The sequence below is a fragment of the Shinella sp. WSD5-1 genome, from assembly GCF_963942435.1.
In the GTDB taxonomy this organism is placed as follows: Bacteria; Pseudomonadota; Alphaproteobacteria; order Rhizobiales; family Rhizobiaceae; genus Shinella; species Shinella yambaruensis.
Genome location: NZ_OZ012599.1, coordinates 135,367 through 156,674 on the forward strand (window position 1 = coordinate 135,367; position 21,308 = coordinate 156,674).

Here is a 21,308-nt window from a genome sequence, read left to right on the forward strand (position 1 = left end):
TGCCGCAGACCCCGGCCGATGCCGCGGGCGTGCGCCTCTACGGCATGTATATCGACGGTGAATTCACCGCGACGGACGGGCGCTACATGATCGATACCGTCGATCCCGTCTCGGGCGAGGTCTGGGCGCGCATCACGCGCGGCACGGCCGAGGACGTCGACCGCGCCGCCAACGCCGCGCACCGCGCCTTCACCGAGGGCGAATGGCCGAAGCTCAATCCCAGCCAGCGCGGCGCGCTGCTGCGCCGGATCGGCGATCTCGTCTCGGAGAACGCCGACTGGCTCGCCTATATCGAGCAGCGCGACAACGGCAAGCTGATCGCCGAACTGTCGATGCAGATGCGCTACATGGCGAACTACTACTATTATTACGGCGGCCTTGCCGACAAGATCGAGGGCTCGGTCATCCCGACCGACAAGCCGGGTGTCCTCAACTACACCAAATACGAGCCGCTCGGCGTCGTCGCCTGCATCACGCCGTGGAACTCGCCGCTGCCGCTCGCCAGCATGAAGATCGCCCCGGCGCTCGCCGCCGGCAACACGGCGGTGCTGAAGCCGTCGGAATTCACCTCCGCCTCGCTGGTCGAGCTGATGAAGATCATGGAGCGCGCCGGCGTGCCGAAGGGCGTCGTCAACGTCATCACCGGCCTTGGCGCGGAAGTCGGCGATGCGCTGGTCAGCCATCGCCATGTCGAGCGCATCGCCTTCACCGGCGGGCCGATCGCCGGCCAGATGATCAACGAGAAGGCGGCCAAGCACATGAAGCGCGTGACGCTGGAGCTTGGCGGCAAGTCGCCGAACATCATCTTCGAGGACGCCGACATGGACAATGCGCTGAAGGGCGCGATTGCCGGCATCTTCGCGGCCTCCGGCCAGACCTGCGTCGCGGGCTCGCGCCTCCTCGTGCAGGAGAGCATCCACGATGTGTTCGTCGAGCGCCTTCTGGAGATGGTGAAGCAGGCCAAGTTCGGCCACCCGGCCGACCCGGACTCGCAGATCGCGCCGATCTCGACGCGCCCGCAGTTCGAGAAGGTGAAATCCTATGTCGAGGTGGCGCTCGCCGGCGGGGCGAAGCTGGCGCTCGGCGGCAAGCCGGCCAAGGTCGAAGGTTGCCCGAACGGCCTGTTCTTCGAGCCGACCGTCTTCGTCGATGTCGACAACTCCATGCGCATCGCGCAGGAGGAGGTCTTCGGCCCGATCCTCTCGATCATCCGCTTCAAGGACGAGGACGATGCGGTGCGCATCGCCAACGACATCGAGTTCGGCCTTGCCGCCGGCATCTGGACCCAATCCATCGGCCGCGCCATCAACATGTCGAACCGCGTGCGCGCCGGCACGATCTGGATCAACAACTACCGCTCCACCTCCGTCACCTCGCCCTTCGGCGGCTTCAAGATGAGCGGCATCGGGCGCGAATGCGGCATCGCCGGCATGAAGGAATATATGGAAGTGAAGAGCGTGTGGATCTCCACCGAGACCAACATTCCGAACCCCTTCGTTCGCCGCTGAACCGCCGGAAGGGGCAGGAACATGCACGATCATGACGTCATCGTCGCGGGAGCCGGGCCGGTCGGCCTGGTCGCCGCGCTGGTCCTGGCGAAGGCCGGACTGAAGGTCGCCGTCTTCGAAAAGCGCGACCGGCTCAACCAGGTGTCGAAGGCTTCGACCTTCCACGCCCCGACGCTCGATATCCTCGACCGCGTCGGTGTTTATGAAGAGTTCAGCCGGCAGGCGCTGCATATCGACCGGCTGCAATATCGCACGGTCGAGGGCGGCATCCTCGGCGAACTGACCTTCGATCTCCTGAAGGAACGCACGGAATTCCCGTTCCGCAAGCATCTGGAACAGTCGCTCTTGACGCCGATGCTGCTGGAGCGGCTGAAGACCTATCCGAACGCCGCCTTCAGCTTCGATGCCGGCTATGTCGAGGCCGAGGACCACGGCGATGGCGTCACCGCCACCATCGAGCGCAACGGCGAGCGCGAAAGTGTAACCGCACGGCTGATCCTCGGCGCGGACGGGGCGCACAGCGCCGTGCGGCAGGCCGCCGGCATGACCTTCGACGGCGCGGCCTATCCGGGCTTCCAGCTTCGCATCCGCACCGACGACAGCATCCGCGACGTGGTGCCGGATCTCGGGCCTGTCACCTACCTGGTCGGAAAAACCCATTCGGTCAGCTTCCTGCACATGCCGGACAACTGGCGGGTGATCCTGCGCGTGCCGGAGGGTATTTCGGAAGAGACCGCGCTGACGGACGAATGGGCGGTCGAGCGGCTTGCCGCGCTGATCCCCGGCTTCACCATGCCGTGCGTCGTCGACAAGGATTGCTACAAGGCGCGCAAGTGCCTCGCCTCGGACGGCCGGGCCGGCAACATCTATCTGGCGGGCGATGCGCTCCACCTCACCAACACGCGCGGCGGCATGAACATGAACTGCGGCATCCATGACGGTTTCGTCATCTCTAATGCCATGGTCTCGGCGCTCTCCACCGGCGACGACACGGCGCTGAAACAGGCCGCCGCCGAGCGCCACCGGGTGGCCAGGGACATGCTGCTTCCGCGCACCGACACCATGGTCTCGCAGGAAAAGGCGTGGATCGAAAAAGTCAACGGCCTGCTCTCCGACAAGGAGAAGGCCGCCGCCTATCTCGCCCAGACCGCCATGCTCGACATGGTGGAGCTTCCAGCCCGCTGACCGACTTCAAGGGGAATTTTCGATGACTGCTCACCTTCCGCCCTTGCCGGCCCCGAAATACCGCTTCGGCGCGCTGGTGCCGCCGGCCAATCCAACCGTCGAGATCGAATATCCGGTGCTGTTGCCGGCCGACGTGGCGCTGCACACCATGCGCCTGCCGGTGCTGCCGGGAACGCTCGACGACCGCAACCGCGGCTATGTCGAGAGCTTTCCGCAGATGATCAAGGGCTTCGGCTCGCTGAAGCTCGACGCCATCGCCATCGCGCTCACCGGCTCGCAATATCGCCTGACGCCGAAGGGCGACCGGGAGCTTTGCGACCGGCTGTCCGACCAGGCCGGCATTCCGGTCGAGACCGGCACCATCGCCATCGACCGCATGCTGAAGGCGCTCGGCATCGACACGGTGAGCCTGATGTCGCCCTATCCGAACATCCAGACCCAGCTCGCCATCGCCTACTGGAAGGAGGCCGGCTACCGCGTCCATTCCGTCAGCCAGTTCGAGGACGATCTGGTCGCCTATCGCGTGACGCCGGAGGAGATCGGCAAGACGCTGAAGCGCATGGATGTCGCGGACGGCGGGGCGATCATCCTCAGCGGCACCGGCATGCGCACCATCGACATGCTGGCGACGACCGCCGCGGAAATGCCCGCGCCGGTGCTCGCCTCCAACATCTGCTCGATCTGGAGCCTGACCCGCAACTGGGGACCCTCTTCGCCCTGGATGGGCGCGGCCCTGCCGGCCGGCCTCCGGTCTTGAAGAGATAAACAACGAGAAGGGCATGAGGCCCCGGCCGCGCGAGCGGCAAAGCACAACCGATCAAACCTGCAACCATAGGGGATATGCATGAAACGCAAAATTCTGACCGCCCTGGCGCTGTGCCTCGGCCTTGTCGCCTCCGCGCAGGCGGAAGACAACTTCACGCTGGCGCTCGCGCGCAACACGCTGACGGCCGCCGAGGAGACCTTCACCTACGCCATTCCGAAGCAGCTCGGCTACTTCACCGAGGAGGGCCTGAGCCCGACGATCCTCCAGACCGACGGCTCCACCGCCGCGCTGCAGGCCGTCGCCTCCGGCTCCGCCGATGTCGGCTATGCCTCTTCGGCAGCGATCGCGGCCGCCATCGACAAGGGCGTCGGCCTGAAGGCGTTCGCCGGCATCACCGTGAAGTGGCCCTATTTCATCGGCGTGCCGAAGGATTCGCCGATCAAGACCATCGCCGACCTCAAGGGCAAGCGCGTCGGCGTCATCAGCCTCGCTTCGGCCTCCTATGCCGACCTTCGCGCCAACCTGAAGATCGCCGGCCTCACCGAAGCCGACGTGACGGTCATCCCGGTCGGCGCCGGCGCGCGCGCCGCGGCGGCCCTCAAGGCCGATGAGGTCGACGCCATCGACAGCTATTCCGACAGCTTCACGGTCATGCGCCAGAACGACGTCGACCTGACCCTGCTGGAGCGTCCGGCGGAGATGGAGAAGCTGTTCAGCGTGACCATGGTCACCAGCGCGAAGACGCTGGAAACCCGCGGCAAGGAACTCGCCGGCTTCGCCCGCGCCGCCTACAAGGGCATCGTCTACACGCAGCTCTATCCCGACAGCGCGCTGAAGCTCGCCTTCGCCGAGTTCCCGCAGCTCGCCGGTGCTGCCGATCCGGCCGGCCAGGAGGCCAAGAACACCGCCGAGGCCATGAAGATCGCGCTCGGCGACTCGATCCCGGACGAGCAGGACCCCGCCAAGTGGGGCGAGTGGCTGAACCTGCCGGCCGAGCGCTGGGAAGCCCTGCTGACCTTCGCCCACGAAACCGGCCAGACCGAGAAGAAGCTCGACGTCGCGCAGGTCTGGGACGCCTCCCTGATGCCCGAGATCTACACCTTCGACGTGAAGGCGATCACCGAGAAGAAGTGAGCGTACGGCTCCCCGATGGAAAGAGACGACGATGGATAGCATTTCCCAACCGCTGATCCGCATCAAGAACCTGTGCAAGACCTACCCGACGCGCAGCGGCGACACGGTGGCTCTCGACAAGGTGAACCTGGACATCGGCGACGGCGAGTTCATCGCCCTCGTCGGTCCCTCCGGATGCGGCAAGACCACCCTCCTGAAAATTCTCGCCGGGCTAGAAGGCGGTTTTTCCGGGGAGGCGCGGCTCGGCAATGTCGCCATCACCAAGCCGTCCCTGGAAGTCGGGGTGGTGTTTCAGGAGCCGACGCTGCTGCCGTGGCGCACGATCCTGCAAAACATCATGCTGCCGGTCGAACTGGTGCGCATGGACACCAAGATCTACACCAAGCGGGCCCTCGATCTCATGGAGATGATCGGCCTCAAGGGCTTCGAGAACAAGTATCCCCGGGAGCTTTCCGGGGGTATGCGCCAGCGCGCCGGCATCTGCCGGGCGCTGGTGCGCGATCCGAAAGTGCTGCTGATGGACGAGCCCTTCGGCGCGCTCGACGCCATGACGCGCGAATTCCTCAATGCGGAATTGCAGCGGATCTGGATGCGCGCCGGCAAGACGGTGGTCTTCGTCACCCACTCCATTCCGGAAGCCGTGTTCCTCGCCGACCGGGTGGTGGTGATGAGCCCGCGCCCCGGCCGCATCAGCGAGATCGTACCCATCGGCCTGCCGCGCGAGCGTAAGCTCGGCGACCTCGCCCATGCCGGCGACGAGCTTGCCCGCATCCGCGGCCATTTCGCCGACAGCTCGATGATCGACTGAGGAGACCGTCCCATGTATCGCGATAGTTCCAAGCTGCTTCAGGCCGTCCTGGTCGTCCTGGTCTTCTTCATCGTCACCGGAGGCTGGGAATTCTATGTCTGGGTCAGCGAGACGCCGGCCTTCGTGCTGCCCGCGCCGAGCGTCGTCGGCAAGCAGCTCTTCTCGCTGCTCGGCAACGCCATGTTCTGGGATAATTTCTGGGTCACCATGTATGAGGTGTTGATGGGTTACGTGCTCGGCATCCTGATCGCCGTGGTGCTGGGCGTCCTGATCTCGCAGATCCGCCTGCTCGATCTCAGCCTGATGCCTTACATCGTCGCCTTTCAGACAATCCCGAGCGTCGCGCTCGCGCCGATCTTCCTGCAATGGTTCGGCTACGGCCTCGCCTCGAAGATCGTCATGGCCGCGCTGATCGCCTTCTTCCCGATGCTGGTCAACGTCATCGCCGGGCTGCAAGCCTCCGGCCGCGACGAGGTGCAGATGCTGAAAGCCTTCGGCGCGAGCCGCCTCCAGATCCTCATGAAGGTGCGCGTGCCGAATTCGCTGCCTTACGTCTTCGCGGGCCTCGGACTGGGCGTGGTCTTCGCGCTGGTCGGCGCCATCGTCGCCGAATTCGTCGGCGCGCAGAAGGGGCTCGGCAAGATGATCCTGCAATTCAACGAGCAGTTCAACATCGCCGGCATGTTCGCCATCCTCATCGTGCTCGCCGCCATCGGCATGACGATGCACTCCATCGTCGGCATGGCCAAGCGCCGCGTCGTCTTCTGGGCGGGCGATCACTGAGACTTTTTCGCGCGGCGGCGCCGTCCGCCGCGCGAGGGACTGAAAACAGGGGCGGGACGACCGTCCAGCAAGGAAGAGACCCATGCAGACCACGCAGCGCGAAACGCCCGGCTTCACCAATTCCAGACAATACAGGGAGTATGCCGTGCGGCATCTCGCCAACGGCGTCTCCTCGACGCCGCGCACCGCGCAGCTTCCGGTGCCGGTCGCCATGGACCGTGCCCTCGACGCGATCCTCACCGATGTCGACGGCAACGACTACATCGACTACACGATGGGCTACGGCCCGCTGATCCTCGGCCACAATCCGCCGGAGGTGGTCGCGGCGCTGAAGGCGGAGATCGACAAGGGTTTTCGCACGGCGAGCGTTCACCGGGGGGAGGGGCGGCTGGCCGAGCTGATCGCCGAGACCGTGCCCTGCGGCGAGATCTCCTCCTTCGTCAGCACCGGGACCGAGGCCGTGCAGCTTGCCCTGCGCATCGCCCGCGCCGCGACCGGACGCACCCGCATCATCAAGTTTCGCGCCAACTATCACGGCTGGTTCGACAGCGTTCATGTCGCCAATGCACCCGGCAACGACGGCCCGGGCTCGGGGGGACAGGACCCCAAGGCGTCGGAAAACATCACGGTCGTCGACTGGGGCGACGCCGCCGCCCTCGAAAAGGTGATATCGAGCGACTATGCCGCCGTCATCCTCGAAGCGGCCGCGGTCAATGCCGGCTGCTTCGCGCCGCCGGAAGGTTTTCTGCAGGCCGTCCGCGACCTGACGCGCAAGCACGGCGTCGTCCTGATCTTCGACGAGGTCATCACCGGCTACCGGCTGGCGCTCGGCGGCGCACAGGAGATGTTCGGCGTCACTCCCGATATCGCCGTCCTCGGCAAGGCCATCGGCGCCGGCATGCCGATCAGCGCGGTGACCGGCAGCAGGGCGGTCATGGAGGCGCTGGTTGATGGCCGCGTGATGCATCGCGGCACGTTCAATGGCAATCCCCTCTCGGTCAGCGCGGCCATTGCCTGCGTGGAACGGCTGCAGCGGGACGGCGCGGAGATCTATCCGCGCATGACGGCACAGGCTGCGGCCATACAGGCGCATATCAATGCGGAAGCGGCGGCTCTCGATCTCGACGTCTGCGCCAACGGCGTCGGCTCGGCGGTGCAGATCTTCACCGGCGTCCGGCAGATGGCGAACATCGCCGATCTTGCCAAGGCGGACAGGAGCAGGATCGTCCGGCTGACCGAGATGCTGATGATGAACGGGCTGATGCCGCTGCCGCGCGGTCTCATGTATCTCTCGGCGGCCCATACGGATGGGGATATCGAAACCACGCTGCACGCGCTTTCGAAGGGGCTGCGCGCCTACGCCGCGCTCTGAACCGCTCGGGGTGATCCCTATGGAAAGGCCGCGCCCGCCGGACGTGGCCTTTCGTCATTCAGAGGGTCTTCACCAGGAAGTCGCTCGGGGCCTGGTCGAGCAATTGCCGGGCCAGCCTGCGGCCAAGTTCGGCGGCGTCCGCGACATCCGCCTCGCCGGAGGCCGAGATCACCTCGGAGCCGTCGAGGCGAAGGATCTCGCCGCGAAGGTGAATACGGTCCCCGATGATCTCGGAGAGGCCGGCGATCGGCGTCTGGCACGATCCGTCGAGCACGGCGAGGAAGGCGCGCTCGGCGGCCATCTGACAGCCGGTCGCCGCATCGTCGAGCGGCGCAAGCAGTTCGGCGACATGGGCGTCGTCCGCGCGCCGCTCGATGGTCAGCGCGCCCTGACCGACGGCCGGCAGCATGTCGCCCGTGTCGATCGGCCGCCCGACGGCGCCGGACATGTGCAGCCGGTTGAGGCCGGCCACGGCGAGAAGCGTCGCCACGGCCACACCGTCCTCCAGCTTCTTCAGCCGGGTCTCGACATTGCCGCGGAAGTCGACGATCGCCAGGTCGGGCCGGCGATGGAGAAGCTGGGCGCGCCGCCGGACGCTCGACGTGCCGACGACCGCGCCCTCGGGCAGGTCCCACAGGCTTTCCCAGCGGGCGGAAACGAAGGCGTCGCGCGGGTCCTCGCGGACCAGGTGACAGCCGAGCGCCAGGCCCTCCGGCCGCTCGACCGGCACGTCCTTGACGCAGTGCACGGCCATGTCGATGGTGCCGTCGAGCAGCGCATCCTCGATTTCCCGGGTGAAAAGACCTTTTCCACCGACGTCGCGCAGGGCGCGATCCTGGATCCGGTCGGCGGTGGTCTTGATGACGACGATCTCGAACGCTTCTTCGGGCAGGCCGTGGGCGGCCATGAGCAGCGACCGGGCTTCGATGGCCTGCGTAAGTGCCAGAGGCGAACCCCGGGTGCCGATCTTCAAGGACGCGTTCTGTGTCATGTCGCTTGATTATCATTGCTGAATTTTGTGTGCAACGCACCGCCGATCTCGAAGGGCTGATCTCGATCCCGTACGACCGCCATTCCTGCCAGCCTGCGGCCTATACCGCGCGGTCGGTCACGGTGTGAAGAGGGTGAATTTCGTCATGGAGATGGAGGTCGCCGCCACCTGGACGTGATGGGCAAGCTCGGCCTCGACGCGCTCGACGGTCCAGCGGGTGGTGGGCGCGGCGATATTGACGGCGGCGACGGCCTGGCCATGGTCGTCGGTGATGGCGGCGGCGACGGAAATATCCCCCATCACCGTCTCGTTGGCGACGATGGCGTAGCCTTTTTCGGCCGCCTCCTGGATGCGCGCGCGCAGCAGGCCCTCGTCGGTCACCGTGGCGGGCGTCAGCGGGCGCAGGTCCGTCTGGGCGAAGACCTCGTCCCGCTCGGCGGCGGTGCGGCGGGACAGGATGACGGTTCCCGATGCCGTGAAGAGTGCCGGCAGGCGGCTTCCCACCATGATGTCGACATTGACGAGATGCTGGCCGGGAAAACGGCCGACATAGACGATCTCGGGCCCGTCGAGTTCCTGCAGGTTGGCGGTCTCGCCGACGCCGCGGCTGATCTGCAGGAGATAGGGGGCCGCCTTGTGCAAGACCTCATGGGCATGCAGGTAGTTGTAGGCGAATTGCAGGACCCGCGAGGTCAGGGCATAGTTGCGGCTGTTGTGCGCCCGGCGCAGGTAGCCGAGCGTTTCGAGCGTATAGACCAGCCGCTGGGCGGCGCTGCGGTCGAGCCCCGCCGCCTTGGCGATGTCGGAAAGCGGCATCTGCCGGGCCGGGCCGTCGAAGGCGTGCAGGATGCGGAACATCTTCTCCGACGAGCCCACGAACAGCGAGGACCGCTTCGGATCGCCGCCGTCGTCCTTCGTCTCTTCCTGTGTCGCCGGGATGTCGGCCTTGCGTGACATGCTGGTCTTCCGTTCTCGCCGTCCTGTCGGACCTTCCGTTTCGGATATGGCTGTAAACCCAGCCATATCCGTTGTCCACCGGCGCGGAAAACCTGTCACGCGGCCTTTTCGAGGCGTTCGAGCAGGCGGGCATATTCCGCGCGCAAGGCGTTGCGCAGTTCGTCCTTCGGCTGGCGCAACGGCATCAGCGTGCGCGGCGCGTCGATGCCGATCATGTCCATCACCGATTTCATCGGGCCGGGATTGGTCTCGGCGAAGGCGAGGTTCATCAGCGGGATCAGCTCGCGGTGCAGCGCCAGCGCTTCCTGCGTCTTGCCGGAGGAGGCGAGATCGAACAGACGCCGCCAGGTGCGGGGCAGCAGGTTGGCGGTCACCACGATGCCGCCCTTTGCGCCGGCCGTGACATGCAGCGGGAACAGCGAATCCTCGCCGCTCAGCACCGTGAAGGACGGATCGACGCCAGCGACGACGCGCAGGTAATGATACATGTCCGTGTTGCAGGCCTTCATGCCGATGATGCGCTCATGGCGCGACAGCTCGTGCAGCACTTCGGGATCGATGGCGATGCGGGTGCGGTAGGGGATCTCATAGATCAGGATCGGCAGCGGAGAATTGTCGGCATAGCGCAGGAAATAGTCGCGGATGCCGGCCTGCGTCGGGTTGGTGTAATAGGGCGTGATGACGAGGAGGGCGTCCGCGCCGGCGGCGGCGAAATCCTTGCCGGCATCGAGCGCGTCGTGGAAGCCGGTGTCGAGCACGCCGGGGATGACCGGACCCGCACCGGCCATGGCCTTGGCGCTCATTTCCACGAAGCGATTGCGCTCGCGGCGCGACACGGCGCCGTATTCGCCGGTGCCGCCGAGCGGCACGACGCCGTCGATGCCCTGCTGCTTCAGCCAGGCAAACAGCGCGTCGGTCGCCTTGACGTCGATCGTATCGTCGGCCTCGACCGGCGTGACGATCGCCGGAAGGATGCCGTGAAGGCCTGTAGAGTCGAGCATGGAAATTCCTTTCTTTCAAACGGCGGGAGGGTGAAGGCGGCCCGGCTGCGAGCCGCCCTGCAATGAGATCAGCGGGCGAGGCTGCGCTGGCGCATGCGGTCGGCGGTGAAGATCAGCACCGAGATGAAGACGAGCAGGCAGGTGGAGACCGCCGCGATGACCGGCGAGACCTGCAAGGTCACCTCGTCCCAGAACTGCTTGGGCAGCGTGGCGCTGAGGCCGCCGGACGAGAAGAGCGCGATGGTCAGCTCATCGAAGGAAGTGGCGAAGGCGAAGAGGAAGGCCGAGAACATGCCTGCCGCGAGGATCGGGAAGGTCACGTAATAGAGGCTCTTCGCCGGGCTCGCGCCGAGGCTCTGGGCCGCAAGGTCGAGCCGCGTGTCGTAATTGCGCAGCACGGCCACCATGGTCATCACCACATAGGGAACGCAGACGACCGTATGGCCGATGATGAGGCCCAGCGAGGTGCCGACGAGGTTCAGTTCCGCGAAGACATAGAACAGGCCGACGGCGATGATGATGCGCGGGGCGACGATGGGCGACAGCACGAAGGCGAGCAGCGCCGCCTTGCCGCGGATATTGGCGCGGGCAAGGAGGAAGGCGGCGGGAACGCCGATCAGCATCGACAGGATGCCGGTGCCCAGCGCCACCGTCAGCGAGCGCCAGAGCGCCTGCGTCCAGACCGGCGTGTTCCACATCTGCGCATACCATTCCGTGGTGAAGCCGGAGGGCGGCCAGTTGAGACCGGCCTGGCTGAAGGAGATCGGCACCATCAGGAAGGCGGGAACGCTGATGAGCACGAGGATCGTCCAGACGAAGACGGTCAAAGGCCAGGGCGTCTTGCCGGCGTCGGTGCTCTTGCCGCTGCCGGGAAAGAGGCCGATCAGCCCGTCGCTGGCATCGCCCACCATGGTCAGTATCTTCGCCCCGGCGCGGCGGGCTGCCGTGTCGCGGTTGGTGGTGCCGGCGGGGCTTTCGCCCGTCAGCGATGCGAAGCCGAACACCCGGTCGTAGAGGATGAAGACGATCAGCACCACGACGAGAAGCAGCACGGAGATGGCGCCGGCAAGGCCCCAGTTCAGCGTCTGCTGCACCTGGTCGATGATGAGCTGGGTGATCATCGTCTCGAACCGGCTGCCGAGCAGGGCCGGTACGATGAAGAAGCCGATGGCGGTGACGAAGACCATGATGGCGGCGGCGGCGACGCCCGGCATCGAGAGCGGGAAATAGATCGTCCAGAAGGCTGCGCCGGGGCGGGCGCCGAGCGTCGAGGCGGCGCGCGGCAGGTTGCGGTCGATGTTCTCCATCACGGCGAGCATGGTCATGACGGCGAGCGGCAGCATGGCGTGGACCATGCCGACGAGGACCGCGCCGAGGCTGTAGATGAGGTTGGCCGGCCGGTCGATGACGCCGATCGACAGCAGGAACTGGTTGACGACGCCGTTACGGCCGAGGATCACCACCCAGGCGAAGGCGCGCACCAGGAAGCTCGTCCAGAAGGAGAGGAGCACCAGGAAGATCAGCCGGCCCTTCATGCGCGGGCTGGCCGTCGAGATCAGGTAGGCGACCGGATAGGCGAGCGCCACGGAAAGCAGCGTGGTGATCAGCGAGATCTTCAGCGTGATCCAGAGGACCCGGAGATAGAGATCGGAGGCGAAGAGCTGCCTGTAGGCGGCGAGCGAAAAGCCCTCCGCATCGACGAAGCTGAGCGAGAGGAGCTTGCCGACGGGATAGACCAGGAAGCCGACGAGCAGCAGCAGGAGCGGCGCGATCATCAGCCAGTTCTTGATCCAGTCCGGCATGGGCGCGGAGCGGGTGCGGTTGGAAGCGGCGCTCATCGGCTCAGGTCCTCGCGCTTTCCGGGATCGCCACGGCGTCCGTGCCGTGCCAGGCAAGCGCCACGCGGTCGCCCATGCGGAAGGTCTCGCCGCTCGCACGGGTCGGGAAGGCGGCGACGAGATCGGGAAGCTCCTCTTCGGCGGCCTTCATGTAGACCTTGGTGAGGCTGCCCGTCACCATGACGTCGGTGACGGTCGCCTGCAGCCTTGCGCCGTCCGCCTCGCCCGCCGGGGCGATGGAAAGGTTCTGCGGGCGGATCATGATGTGCACGGCCGCGCCCGGCGCGAGCCGGCCGTCGGCGAGCGCGCGGCCCTTGACGGCACCGGCGCCGATGGCCACGGCGATCTCCCCGCCCTCGACCGCCTCGACCTTTGCCGGCAGGAGGTTCGATTCGCCGAGGAAGTCGGCGACGAAGAGGGTCTCGGGGCGGAAATAAAGGTCGCCCGGCGTGCCGAGCTGCTCGATCCGGCCGGAATTCATCAGGCAGATGCGATCCGACATGGTCATCGCCTCTTCCTGGTCGTGGGTGACGTAGATGATCGTCGCGCCCAGCTCCCGGTGGATACGCTTTATCTCGAGCTGCATGTGCTCGCGCAGCTTCTTGTCGAGCGCGCCGAGCGGCTCGTCCATCAGGATGATCGAGGGCCGGTAGACCATGCAGCGGGCCAGTGCCACGCGCTGCTGCTGGCCGCCCGAAAGCTCCTTGGGATAGCGCTGCGCGATATGCGGCAGGCGGATCATCTCCAGCGCCTCCTGCGCGCGGCGGCGGGCTTCTCCGGCCTCGACCTTGCGCATCTTCAGCGGGAAGGCGATGTTTTCCAGGATGGTCATGTGCGGGAAGAGCGCATAGTTCTGGAAGACGACGCCGATGTCGCGCAGGTGCGGCGCGCTGTAGGTCACGTCGTCGCTGCCGATCAGCACCGCGCCGCCGTCTGGCCGCGCCAGGCCCGCGACGAGGCTGAGGAGCGTCGTTTTTCCCGAGCCGGACGGCCCGAGCAAGGTGAGGAATTCGCCCTCTGCGACGACGAGGTCCGTCTCGGCGAGTGCGACGAAATCCCCGTAGCGTTTGGAGAGTTTCTGCACGGTCAGGCTGGATGACGACATGGGGTGCCCTGCTGAAAAGAGAGAGAGGGGCGGGGCCCACGCCGTGCGCGAGCCCCCGGATACGGATCAGCGGATCAGGTGAGCAGCCAGCTGTTGTAGCGCTCGATGACGGCAGCCTGGTTGTCGAGCCAGTACTTGGCGTCGATCTGCACCCCGCTCTCGATGTTCTTCGGGAAGGTCGGCGAATCCTGTGCGACCTTCGGGTCGATCAGGTCGAAGGCGGCCGGCTGGGTGACGCCGGCGGCAAAATATTCCATCAGCGCGGCCTGACGCTTGGCGTCGGAGGCGAACTTGATGAACTCGCGGCAGGCGTCGGCGTTGGGCGTGCCGGCGAGGATCGACCAGCTGTCGAGGCCCCAGATGTTCTGGTCCCAGACGATCTCGACAGGCGCGCCGCCGGCCCGGGCGGACTGGGCGCGCGAGACCCAGGTCGGGATGAGGTCGACCTCGCCGGAGGTCAGCATCTGCTCCACCTGCGCACCGCTGGTCCAGAAGACGTCGATGTTCTGCTTGATCGTGTCGAGCTTCTTGAAGGCGCGGTCGATGTCGCAGGGATAGACGTCCTTGGTGGCGACGCCATCGGCCAATAGCGCCTGCTCGATCGTGTCGAAGGGATGTTTGCGCAGCGCCCGGCGGCCCTCGAAACCTTCGACATTGAAGAAATCGGCCCAGGATTTCGGCGCCTCGCGGCCCTCGAAGGCATCCGAGCGATAGGCGAGGACGGTGGTGTAGACATTGTTGCCGACGCCGTATTCCGACATGTACTGCTTGGGCATTGTGGCGATGACGGGATCGCTTTCGAGGCCGTGCGGCTCCAGGTATTTCTTGTCGCCGGAGGTCAGCATGAGGATGGCCGGCTGGCTGATCTTGGCCATGTCCCAGGTATAGGCGCCGGCATCGACCATCGAGCGGATCTGCGCGGTCGGCTCGGCATTGGCCTGCACGCCGACGACCTCGATGCCCGTCGCCTCCTGGAACGGGCCGTAGAAGACGGCGCCGTAGGCCTTGGTATAGATGCCGCCGTCGTCGCGCACGACGATACGCTTGCCCTCAGCGCGCGAGGGCGTCCAGATGGCAGGGGCGGCCAGCGCCGCACCCGCGATGGCGGTGGTCTTGAGAAGCCGGCGGCGCGACCAGCCCTGGTTCAGAATGCTCATTTCAGTTCTCCTCTTTCGCTGTTGATTGTCGGAACCGGCATGGCCGCCGGTGTGGCATTGTCGCCGCTGGATCAGGCGTCCGGCGGAATGAGGCGGCCCGGATTGAACAACCCCTTGGGGTCCAGGGCAGCTTTGACGGCGCGCATGAGCGCAAGGTCCGCGGGGCTCTTGTAGCGGGCCATTTCCTTCAGCGAGACCTGTCCGACGCCGTGCTCGGCGCTGAACGTGCCGCCGAGCGCATGGGCGGCATCGTTGACGGCATGGCGGATCGTCTCGGCCAGCGCGTCGCGATCCTCCAGCTTATCCCACTGGTCGAAGTTGAAGAAGGGAATGAAGTGGACGTTGCCGTCGCCCATATGGCCGACGATGACCAGTTCGGCCTCCGGCGCGAGTGCCTTCACAGCGGCACCTGCCTCGCGGATGAAGTCGGCTGTGGCGGAAACGGGCACGGCGCAGTCGGTGGTGAGGCCGACGCCGCCCTTCTTGTTGGCTTCCGAAACGCTGTGGCGCAGTTCCCACATGGCTGCACGCTGGCCTTCGCTTGCGGCGATCACGGCATCCGTCACCAGACCGTCTTCGAACGCCCGGGCGAGAAGACCTTCAAGGGCGGCGTCGAGGTCGTCTTCGCCACCGGTGTCGGAAAGCTCGATCAGGAGGTGCCAGTCGTGCGCGGCCTCCAGCGGCGAGCGGCGCTGCGGCACATGGCGCACCACGAGGTCGAGCTGCTTGCGGTTCATCAGCTCGAAGCCGGAGAGTTTTGCGCCGCCCTGCTCCTGCACCCGCGTCAGCAGCCGCACGGCGGCCTCGGGATCGGCAAGGCCGGCCCAGGCGACGGCGTGGCGCGTCGGCAGCGGATGCAGCTTCAGAACGGCGGCGGTGACAATGCCGAGCGTGCCTTCCGAGCCGATGAAGAGATGTTTCAGGTCGTAGCCGGTATTGTTCTTGCGGAGCGCCGTCATGTTCGACCAGACGGTGCCGTCCGGCAGCACGGCTTCGAGGCCGAGCACGTTCTCGCGCGTATTGCCGTAGCGCAGCACCGAGGTGCCGCCGGCATTGGTGGCGATGGTGCCGCCGATCTGGCAGGAGCCTTCCGCGCCAAGGCTGACGGGATAGTAGCGGCCCGCCGCGCGCGCCGCCTCCTGCACATTGGCGAGCACGCAGCCCGCTTCCACTTCCATCGTGTTGTTGACCGGATCGACCTTGCGGATGCGGCGCAGGCGCTCCAGCGCGACGATCACCGGCGCGGGGCCTTCGGCCGCCGGAACCGAGCCGCCGACGAGGCCCGTATTGCCGGCCTGGGGGAGAACCGGCACCCCATGCCGCGCGCAGCAGGCGACGATGCCGGCGACCTCTGCGGCATCGGCGGGGCGGGCGACGCACAGCGCCTTGCCCCGATACCGGCTGCGCCAGTCCTCCGTCGCGAAGGCCATCGCCGCCTCGTCGGTCAACACCGCGTCGGCGCCGATGAGGTCCGTGAGCTCTTCAATCAGGGTCTTGGTCATTGGTCTTCCCAAGTGATTGCATTTCGATTATAATAATTGAAATACGATAGACGATAATTGCCGGCCTGACAAGACGCCGACTCGGCTTTCCGAAAACGAGGCGGAAAACGATCGTGGCGCGATTCGATTTTGCGTTGACAGGTACGCGCAAGAAATCGTATTGAAATCCATATGAATTGCATTGTGATTATATCTGATGCAGCCCGAAACCCTGGTGAACCATGAAGCCGCTCAACGTCGCCGATTACCGCCTGGCCGCAAAAAGGCGGCTTCCCCGCGGCATGTTCGAATATATCGACCGCGGAACGGAGGATGAGGTCGGCCTCAGGGGCATCCGCAGCGCCCTCGACGCGACCCGGCTCAATCAGCACGTTCTCAACGACGTCTCCGCGCCCGATACCTCGACGGTGATCTTCGGGGAGACGCTGCCGCTGCCGGTCATCATCTCGCCGACGGCCGTCGCGGGTCTCGTCTGGCACGACGGCGAGGTGCAGCTTGCCCGCGCCGCGCGGGCGGCGGGCATTCCCTTCTGCGTGGCGACGCAGTCGATGACCTCCATGGAGGATATCGCGGCCGGCGCTGAAGGCGCCAATCTCTGGTTCCAGCTCTATGTCTTCGAGGATCGCGGGCTGACGCGTGACCTCCTGCGGCGCGCCAAGGCCCTCGGCATCCGCAACCTGCTCTTCACCGCCGATACGCCCCGCTCGCCGAAGAAGGAGTGGAACACCCGCAACGGCTTCGGCATCCCAATCAAGCCGTCGCTGGCCGGCGGGCTCGATCTTCTCACCCATCCGCGCTGGTCGCTCGCCGTGATGGCACGCTACGTGCTGACGACGGGCGTGCCGACCTATGCGCATTATCCGCCGGAATACCGCACCAGCATCACGCGCGCCGCCGTCTGGGACAATGTCAAGCTGGCGCGGCGGCTGACCTGGGACGATTTCGCCGAGGTGCGCAAAGAATGGGACGGCAACCTCATCCTCAAGGGCGTGCTCTCCCCGGCCGATGCCGAACGCGCGCTGTCGCTCGGGGCCGATGGCGTCGTCGTCTCGTGCCATGGCGGACGCAATCTCGATTCCGCCCCGATGGCGCTCGACGCCCTGCCGAAGATCGCCGATGCGGTCGGAGGGCGCATGACGATCCTTGCCGACAGCGGCATCCGCCGCGGCAGCGACATCGTCAAATACATCGCCTCGGGCGCCGACGCCGTGCTCGTCGGCCGCGCGACCCTCTATGGAACGGCGGTGGGCGGCGAAAAGGGCGCGAAGGGCGTGATCGACATCCTCGCCGAGGAACTCGACCATTGCATGGCCTTCACGGGACGCTCGCGCCTGTCGGAGATCACGCGCGATGCGATCTGGCGGCCATAATATCCGTCGTTCACATCTATCTGGCCTCGTCCCCTCGACGCGGTGCCGGCGGGCGGGCATTGTCGGCGGCCGGACGGAACGGGAGTGGATGGACGCATGGCGGAAGAGAAGAAGGATACGGACGATCACCTGCTGGTGGGCAGCGTCGTCAAGGCGTTCCGCGTGCTGGAGGCGTTCGACCGTCCGCACCGCAGCATGGGTTTTTCCGAGATCTCCCGGGTGACGGGCCTTGAGAAGAGCGCCGCGCAGCGCGCCGCCCATACGCTGTGGCGTCTCGGCTACCTCGAAAAGACGCCCGGCTCCGGCGAATACCGGCTGTCGCTGCGCTGTCAGGACATCGGCATGCGCTTTGCCGAGACGAACCGCATCGTCGAGGCGGTCGCGCCCTATATCTCGCTCCTGCGCCGCAAGACGCAGGCCTCCGTCAATCTCACCATGCTCGACGGCACGGAGACGGTCTTCGTGCAGCGGCACACGACCGTGGACATGCTCGGCAACAAGCTCGGCGTGCGCGCGCGCCTGCCCGCCTATTGCACGGCGACGGGCATCGCCATGCTCGCCCGGTTGCCGGACGACGAGGTGCGGGACGTGCTGGCACGCAGCGACCTCAGGCCTGTCATGCCGAACACGGTCTGGCAGACCGACAGGATCCTGGAGCGCATCGGCGAGACCCGCGCGCAACGCTACGCCTTTGGCGTGGAGGAGGACATGGCGAGCGACATCACGCTCGCCTGCGGCTTCACCGATCCGGCGACCGGCGACGTTGCGGCGATCGGCCTTTCCTATTTCAGCGGCACGACGAGCGTTGAGGAGGTGCATGCCCAGGCGTGCGACCTGCTCGTCAGCGTGGTCGACAATCTTGCCGGCGAACTCGCCGGAAACTGACGGCGCTTTTTCTCTTTTTTGCGATGAATGGCTCAAGAAGGAAGGATTCTATCGCGCATTATTAATTACAATGTAATTATAAAGAAATGGATTGTAATTTACCTGATTTGTTATACGATCAGTGTGTGAGGAGAGGGCGTGCGAAAGCGCCCATGAACCGAAAATCCAGGACAACAAGGGAACTGCGCTGTGAAGAAAATCGCGATGTGGGGCGCTGCCTGCTGGGCGGTGCTGGCTGTGGCGGGTGTTGCCTCGGCGGGCACGCTGGAGGACGTCAAAACCAATGGTATTCTCAAATGCGGTGTGACCACCGGCAATGCCGGTTTCTCCGCGCCGGATGAGAAGGGCGAGTGGGAAGGCTTCGACGTCGACCTCTGCCGGGCTGTCGCCGCCGCCGTGCTGGGCGATCCGACGAAGGTGCAGTTCACGCCGCTTTCGGCGAAGGACCGCTTTCCGGCGCTTCAATCCGGCGAGATCGACATCCTGTCGCGCCAGACGACCTGGGTGCTGAGCCGCGAAGCGAGCCTCGGCTTCCTCTTCGGGGCGGTGACCTATTACGACGGCCAGGGCTTTCTCATCAACAGCAAGAAGATGCCCGACGTGACCTCCGCGCTCGGCCTTTCCGGCGCGACGATCTGCCTGCTGGCCGGCACGACGACGGAACTGAACCTTGCCGACTATTTCAAGGCGAACAACCTGGAATATTCCCCGCTGGTCTTCGAGAAGATCGAGGAGGCCAAGTCCGCCTATGACAGCGGCCGCTGCGACGTCTATTCCGACGACCAGTCGAACCTCTACAGCGCCCGCTTGTCGCTGTCGGCCCCGGCCGAACATGCGGTCCTGCCGGAGATCATCTCGAAGGAGCCGCTCGGCCCCGTCGTGCGCCAGGGCGACGACCGCTGGTTCAACATCGTGAAGTGGACGCATTTCGCCATGGTGCAGGCCGAGGAGTTCGGCATCACCCAGGCCAATGTCGATGAGATGAAGACCTCGCCCAATCCGGAGGTCAAGCGCCTGCTCGGCATGGAAGCCGACGCGAAGCTGGGCACCGACCTCGGCCTGACCGAGGACTGGGTGGTGCGCATCGTCAAGGCCGTCGGCAATTACGGCGAAGTGTTCGACCGCAATATCGGCTCGGGCAGCCCGCTCAAGATCGCCCGCGGCCTGAACGGGCTGTGGACCGACCACGGCCTGCAATACGCCATGCCCGTGCGCTGAACGCCTATGATCGCCGGAGGCGGGCGACCGCCTCCGGCAGCGTCCGGCTTTCAGGCGGATGTCGTCCCGGCCAGTTCGACCGCGCGCCGATGCGCCGCCACCGCCGCCTTGCGCATCACGTCCCGCAGCCCCTCGTCCCCCATCAGGACGGTCAAAGCCGCCTCCGTCGTGCCGCCGGGGCTGGTGACCTGCCGGCGCAGGTCGGACGGCGGCGTGCCCGTCGCCATGGCCAGGGCGCTGGCTCCCTCGACCGTTTCCCTTGCAAGGGCCAGGGCGAGGGGAGCGGGAAGGCCCAGGTTTACGCCGGCGTCGGCGAGGCATTCGATGAAATGGAAGACATAGGCGGGACCGGAGCCGGAAATGGCGGTCGCCGCGTCGATCGCCGCTTCGCTTTCCACCCGGTGCACCGTCCCGTTCGCCGACAAAAGCCGCGTTACACTCGCGACCTGCGCCGCGCTCGCCCGTTCGTTCGCGCAAAGGACGATGGAGCCCTTGCCGATGGCCGCCGGCGTGTTCGGCATGGCCCGGACGATCGCAACCTCGCCGAGGCCGGCGGCGATGGAGGCCAGTGGAATGCCGGCGGCGATGCTCACGGTGACACCCTCGGCCACATGCGGCCGATAGGCCGGCAGTGCTGCGGCCATGGCCTGCGGCTTGACGGCGAATATCGCGAGCGCGGCCTTGAAGCCGGGTTCGAGCGTTTCCGTCGAGACATGGGTCCTGACCCCGAGCACACCGGCCTCCTCGCGCAGCGTACCGGCCGGCTCGACGACATGAACCGCGTCGGCGCGGGTGAAGCCCGCGTCCAGCCAGCCCCGCAGCATCGCGCGGCCCATATTGCCGCATCCGACCAGCAACAGCGGGCCGCTCATGGTATTGTCGTCCATGTCAGGCCTCCGTCGTCGGAACGCCGTTGACCACAAGATCGGCAATGGTCTTGCCCCAGCCGTTCTCTTCCGTGGCAAAGAAATCGCCGACGACATAGCTGGCGGCCAGCACTGTCACGGGGCCGAGCGGGCCGATCGGATCGGTGGGAAGCGAACCGAGCGACACCGCCGCCGAGCCCCAGCGGCAGGAGGTCAGGCGGAAATCCGGCGAGGTGTCGCGGGCGATCACCCGCTTGTTGAGGATCGTGCCGTCCGGCGCGGGCTGGATGTGGATGTTGAGATGCGGCGTGGTCTTCAGCGGCTCCGTCTCCGTCCCGTCGAAACGGCAGTCGATGGTGATGAGCGGCACGCCGTGGCGCACGACGCGCGCGCTCGCGCCGCCGTCCTTCTCCTCCAGCGTGATCGTGCCGAATTTTTTCGGATAGCCCCAGAGGTCGCGGCCGGCGGCAATGGCGGCGTCGTTGTCCTCGTATTCAAAGAGGAAATAGCCGCCCTCGCGCTCGCCGAAGCGGACCGGAATGACGATGCCCGCATCCATGAAGGGCGCCTTGCGGCAGTTGGTGAAGTCGGAAACGTAGACGAGGAACCGGTCGCCGTTCAGCGTGAAGGGCGTGTTTTCCAAATACTGGCCGAGGATGGCCGGATCGCCCCGGCAGATCGCGTTGAGGCTGCGGTTGCCGGGGCATTCGTAGGGCACGAACGGATCGGGAATCAGGGGAGCCTGGAGCGGCATGTTGTTGCCGTTCTGAAGGGGGATGCGATTCATGGCGGTCCTCTTAGCGGTGCGTGAAGAAATATTCTGCAAAATTCATTTATATGAATTTGATATAGGGGACTTTCG

19 protein-coding genes are annotated in these 21,308 nt (G+C 65.9%); 10 read left to right on the forward strand and 9 right to left on the reverse strand.

Annotation, left to right across the window (positions count from 1 at the left end):
* Positions 1-44: 44 nt before the first annotated feature.
* The 7 genes from AABQ55_RS29330 to AABQ55_RS29360 all read left to right on the forward strand — a co-directional run bounded on the left by AABQ55_RS29330 (position 45) and on the right by AABQ55_RS29360 (position 7,556).
* Complete coding sequence (locus tag AABQ55_RS29330; RefSeq protein ID WP_443021261.1) at positions 45-1,508, forward strand: aldehyde dehydrogenase; 1,464 nt, start codon at positions 45-47, stop codon at positions 1,506-1,508.
* Between the two features lie 21 nt (positions 1,509-1,529).
* A complete protein-coding gene (locus tag AABQ55_RS29335) occupies positions 1,530-2,693 on the forward strand; it encodes an FAD-dependent oxidoreductase (RefSeq protein WP_272808585.1) in 1,164 nt (387 codons plus the stop codon).
* Between the two features lie 22 nt (positions 2,694-2,715).
* Positions 2,716-3,450, forward strand: coding sequence for a maleate cis-trans isomerase family protein (locus tag AABQ55_RS29340; protein ID WP_272808586.1), 735 nt, complete (start codon positions 2,716-2,718; stop codon positions 3,448-3,450).
* An 87-nt stretch (positions 3,451-3,537) separates the two neighbouring features.
* On the forward strand, positions 3,538-4,593 hold the full coding sequence (locus tag AABQ55_RS29345) for an ABC transporter substrate-binding protein (RefSeq protein WP_272808587.1): 1,056 nt from the start codon (positions 3,538-3,540) through the stop codon (positions 4,591-4,593).
* 31 nt (positions 4,594-4,624) lie between these two features.
* Positions 4,625-5,401 (forward strand): ABC transporter ATP-binding protein, encoded by a 777-nt coding sequence (locus AABQ55_RS29350; RefSeq protein WP_272808588.1) that lies wholly within the window; start codon positions 4,625-4,627, stop codon positions 5,399-5,401.
* Between the two features lie 12 nt (positions 5,402-5,413).
* Positions 5,414-6,184: an ABC transporter permease gene (locus AABQ55_RS29355; protein WP_272808589.1), complete on the forward strand. Its 771-nt coding sequence runs from the start codon at positions 5,414-5,416 to the stop codon at positions 6,182-6,184.
* A gap of 82 nt (positions 6,185-6,266) precedes the next feature.
* Entirely contained in the window at positions 6,267-7,556 is a 1,290-nt protein-coding gene (locus AABQ55_RS29360; protein WP_272808590.1) for an aspartate aminotransferase family protein, read from the forward strand.
* 58 nt (positions 7,557-7,614) lie between these two features.
* Here AABQ55_RS29360 and hemC read toward each other — a convergent pair whose 3' ends face one another.
* The 7 genes from hemC to AABQ55_RS29395 all read right to left on the reverse strand — a co-directional run bounded on the left by hemC (position 7,615) and on the right by AABQ55_RS29395 (position 16,107).
* A complete protein-coding gene (gene hemC, locus AABQ55_RS29365) occupies positions 7,615-8,547 on the reverse strand; it encodes a hydroxymethylbilane synthase (protein WP_272808591.1) in 933 nt (310 codons plus the stop codon).
* A 117-nt stretch (positions 8,548-8,664) separates the two neighbouring features.
* On the reverse strand, positions 8,665-9,504 hold the full coding sequence (locus AABQ55_RS29370; protein ID WP_272808592.1) for an IclR family transcriptional regulator: 840 nt from the start codon (positions 9,502-9,504) through the stop codon (positions 8,665-8,667).
* 95 nt (positions 9,505-9,599) lie between these two features.
* Entirely contained in the window at positions 9,600-10,505 is a 906-nt protein-coding gene (dapA, locus tag AABQ55_RS29375) for a 4-hydroxy-tetrahydrodipicolinate synthase (RefSeq protein ID WP_272808593.1), read from the reverse strand.
* Between the two features lie 68 nt (positions 10,506-10,573).
* Positions 10,574-12,343, reverse strand: a complete 1,770-nt coding sequence (locus AABQ55_RS29380) for an ABC transporter permease subunit (protein WP_272808594.1) — start codon at positions 12,341-12,343, stop codon at positions 10,574-10,576.
* 4 nt (positions 12,344-12,347) lie between these two features.
* Positions 12,348-13,448: an ABC transporter ATP-binding protein gene (locus tag AABQ55_RS29385; protein WP_272808595.1), complete on the reverse strand. Its 1,101-nt coding sequence runs from the start codon at positions 13,446-13,448 to the stop codon at positions 12,348-12,350.
* A gap of 74 nt (positions 13,449-13,522) precedes the next feature.
* Positions 13,523-14,605: an ABC transporter substrate-binding protein gene (locus AABQ55_RS29390; protein WP_244768626.1), complete on the reverse strand. Its 1,083-nt coding sequence runs from the start codon at positions 14,603-14,605 to the stop codon at positions 13,523-13,525.
* 71 nt (positions 14,606-14,676) lie between these two features.
* Positions 14,677-16,107: an FAD-binding oxidoreductase gene (locus AABQ55_RS29395; protein ID WP_272808596.1), complete on the reverse strand. Its 1,431-nt coding sequence runs from the start codon at positions 16,105-16,107 to the stop codon at positions 14,677-14,679.
* 221 nt (positions 16,108-16,328) lie between these two features.
* Between AABQ55_RS29395 and AABQ55_RS29400 the strand changes: the two genes are divergently transcribed.
* The 3 genes from AABQ55_RS29400 (at position 16,329) to AABQ55_RS29410 (ending at position 19,580) form a co-directional block, all read left to right on the forward strand.
* Positions 16,329-17,477 carry an alpha-hydroxy acid oxidase gene (locus tag AABQ55_RS29400; protein WP_272808597.1) on the forward strand — a complete coding sequence of 383 codons (1,149 nt, stop codon included), beginning with the start codon at positions 16,329-16,331 and terminating at the stop codon, positions 17,475-17,477.
* A 96-nt stretch (positions 17,478-17,573) separates the two neighbouring features.
* Positions 17,574-18,362, forward strand: a complete 789-nt coding sequence (locus AABQ55_RS29405; RefSeq protein ID WP_272808598.1) for an IclR family transcriptional regulator — start codon at positions 17,574-17,576, stop codon at positions 18,360-18,362.
* A 189-nt stretch (positions 18,363-18,551) separates the two neighbouring features.
* A complete protein-coding gene (locus AABQ55_RS29410) occupies positions 18,552-19,580 on the forward strand; it encodes an amino acid ABC transporter substrate-binding protein (protein WP_443021246.1) in 1,029 nt (342 codons plus the stop codon).
* A gap of 50 nt (positions 19,581-19,630) precedes the next feature.
* On the opposite strand, the gene proC is transcribed toward AABQ55_RS29410, so the two are convergent.
* Entirely contained in the window at positions 19,631-20,452 is an 822-nt protein-coding gene (proC, locus tag AABQ55_RS29415) for a pyrroline-5-carboxylate reductase (protein ID WP_272808769.1), read from the reverse strand.
* A gap of 16 nt (positions 20,453-20,468) precedes the next feature.
* Complete coding sequence (locus AABQ55_RS29420) at positions 20,469-21,233, reverse strand: acetoacetate decarboxylase family protein (protein ID WP_272808599.1); 765 nt, start codon at positions 21,231-21,233, stop codon at positions 20,469-20,471.
* Positions 21,234-21,308 lie beyond the last annotated feature (75 nt).